The 2,793-nt window shown below is 69.6% G+C and carries 2 protein-coding genes; one reads left to right on the top strand and one right to left on the bottom strand.

The features are described 5' to 3' along the window. Positions 1-155 precede the first annotated feature (155 nt). Entirely contained in the window at positions 156-1,481 is a 1,326-nt protein-coding gene (locus tag AC1DZ6_RS22960) for a dicarboxylate/amino acid:cation symporter (protein WP_477099424.1), read from the bottom strand. Between the two features lie 243 nt (positions 1,482-1,724). Here AC1DZ6_RS22960 and AC1DZ6_RS22965 point away from each other — a divergent pair. Next, a partial coding sequence (locus AC1DZ6_RS22965) for a cache domain-containing protein (RefSeq protein WP_477099425.1) occupies positions 1,725-2,793 on the top strand: 1,069 nt, incomplete at its 3' end.

The raw sequence follows: 2,793 nt of genomic DNA on the forward strand, positions 1-2,793 counted from the left end.
CCGCCTTGAGAGGGCGCCTGTTGAGCTTGGGCGGCGCCGGCCAGCAGCAGGCCGGCGAAGGCGGCCCCGCAGATGAGCCTTTGGCGAATGTTGGTGGCGGTCATGAGAGCTCCCCGATTTTCTTGTTTTGGTGGTTCTAGATTGAAAGTTCGGCGCTAGGCCTTGGGCTCGGCGGCCGCCAGGATCTCCAGGGCGGCCGGGGCGGGATTGAGGGCGGCGTCCAGCGCTTCCGCGTCCAGTTCCCCCTCCCAGCGGCTGACGACGATGGTGGCCACCGCGTTGCCCATGAAGTTGGTCAGGGCCCGGCATTCCGACATGAACCGGTCTACGCCCAGGATCAGGGCCATGCCCGCCACCGGCACCGAGGGCACGACCGACAGGGTGGCCGCCAGGGTGATGAAGCCGGCGCCGGTCACGCCCGCCGCGCCCTTCGAGCTCAGCATCGCCACGCTCAGCAGCAGCAGCTGGTCGCCCAGCGACAGGTGCACGCCGGTGGCCTGGGCGATGAACAGCGCCGCCAGGGTCATGTAGATGTTGGTGCCGTCCAGATTGAAGCTGTAGCCCAGCGGCACGACCAGGCCGACCACGGGCTTGGCGCAACCGGCGCGCTCCAGCTTCTCGATCAGGCTGGGCAGGGCCGATTCCGACGAACTGGTGCCCAGCACCAACAACAGTTCGCTCTTCAGGTAGCGGATCAGGCGCAGGATCGAGAAGCCGTTGAAGCGGGCGACCGCGCCCAGCACCAGCAGCACGAAGATCAGCGAGGTGGCGTAGAACGTGCCGACCAGGGCGGCCAGGTTGACGACCGAGCCGATGCCGTACTTGCCGATCGTGAAGGCGAAGGCTCCGAAGGCGCCGATCGGCGCGGCCTTCATCAGCACCGCCACCAGGCGGAAGAAGGCGGTTCCCACAGACTCCAGCAGGTCGATCACCGGCTGGCCGCGATCGCCCACCAGGGCCAGGGCCACGCCGAACAGCACCGAGAAGAACAGCACCTGCAGGATGTCGCCGTCGGCGAAGGCCCCGGCGACGGTGGCCGGGATGATGTTCATCAGGAAGCCGACGATCGTCGTCTCGTGGGCCTTGGCCGCGTAGTCCGTGACCTTGTCGCTGTGAAGACTGGCCGGATCGATGTTCATGCCCGCGCCGGGCTGGACCACATTGGCGACGATCAGGCCGATGATCAGGGCCAGGGTCGAGAAGGTCAGGAAATAGGCGAAGGCCTTCAGCGCCACCCGCCCGAAGCGGCCCAGGTCGCGCATGCCGGCGATGCCGGTGACGACGGTCAGGAAGATCACCGGCGCGATGACCATCTTCACCAGCTTGATGAAGGCGTCGCCCAGCGGCTTGAGCGCCTCGCCGGTCGAGGGCCAGAAATGGCCGATCAGCGCGCCCAGCACGATGGCGGCCAGCACCTGAGCATACAGGTGTCGGTAGAACGGCTTGGGGCGCGACGGCGCGGTCTCGACGATGGTCTTCACTGTGTGCCCCTGGGGTCGCTGAGCGACCGTGTTTCCGTCCCGCACCCTTTGCCAAGGCGCTTGGTTAGACGATCCTAGCTGCGGAGAAGCGGCGCAAGCGGGCGCGCCGCCAGGGACGTGTCCATTGATTCTATTGATGTTTCATTGTTTTCGGAGCGCGAGCGACGCGGGTCGCACGGCGATTTCCCGCCCACGATCTGGCGATTTGTGCGAAAATCCGCACAGATCCTGCGACAAGTCCTCATGACCCGCCTTCGCGCGACTCTCGCCGACCCCGTGGTGCGACGCTGGACGATCTTCCTGGGCGGCTGCCTGCTCGTGCTCGCGATCGTCGTCTGGTCGGCCGGAGAAGTCGCCCAACGCCGCGCCACCGCCGACCTGGCCCGCCAGGCCCAGGCCTCGGCCGCCCTGCACGCGGCGGTGCTGCGCAGCGAGCTGGCCAAGCACCGGTCCCTGCCCTTCGTCCTGGCCCAGGACCCCGACGTGGCCGCCGTCCTGCGCGCCGCCGACGCCCGTGGCGTCGATGCGCTGAACCGCAAGCTGGAGACCCTGAGCGGCGGCACGCGTGCGGCGGTGATCTACGTACTGAACGCCCGGGGCATGACCATCGCGGCCAGCAACTGGCGCGAGCCCACCAGCTTCGTCGGCTCCGACTACAGCTTCCGGCCCTATTTCCGCGACGCGCGCAACGCGGGCGTGGCCGAGCTGTTCGCCCTGGGCACGGTCAGCCGTCGGCCCGGCCTGTTCATGTCGCGCCGCATCGACGGCCCGGAAGGCATGCTGGGCGTGGTGGTCGTCAAGGTCGAGTTCGAGCAACTGGAGGCCGACTGGTCCGACGCCGAGCCCGCCTTCGCCGCCGATCCGCGCGGCGTGATCCTGGTCACTTCGATCCCGGCCTGGCGGTTCCTGACCCTGGCGGCCCTTCCCCAGGCCGAGCAACAAGGCCTGAGGGCCGAGCATCGGTTCGGCGAGGCGCCGTTCGCCCTTCTGGACGCGTCGCCGGCCGTGGCCGCCCACCAGCCGCCGCGTCTGACGACGATCGCCCTGCCCGGCCGCGCCTCGGATCGCTTCATGGCCGCCGGCGCGGACCTGGGCGCGGCGGGCTGGACCGTCTTCACCCTGACCCCGACGGGCGGAAGCCTGCGCAGCGCGGTCGCCGCGGCGCGCGCCGTGGCCCTGCTGATCGGGCTGGCGATCTGCGGCGTGGCCGGCGCGGTGCTGCGCTGGCGCGGCCAGGCCAGCCTGCGCGCCGCCCGCCAGGAGGCCGCCCGGGCCGAGCTGGAGACCCGCGTCGAGGAACGCACCGCCGAGC

It is taken from the genome of Caulobacter sp. P1_B12_2 (assembly GCF_056406675.1).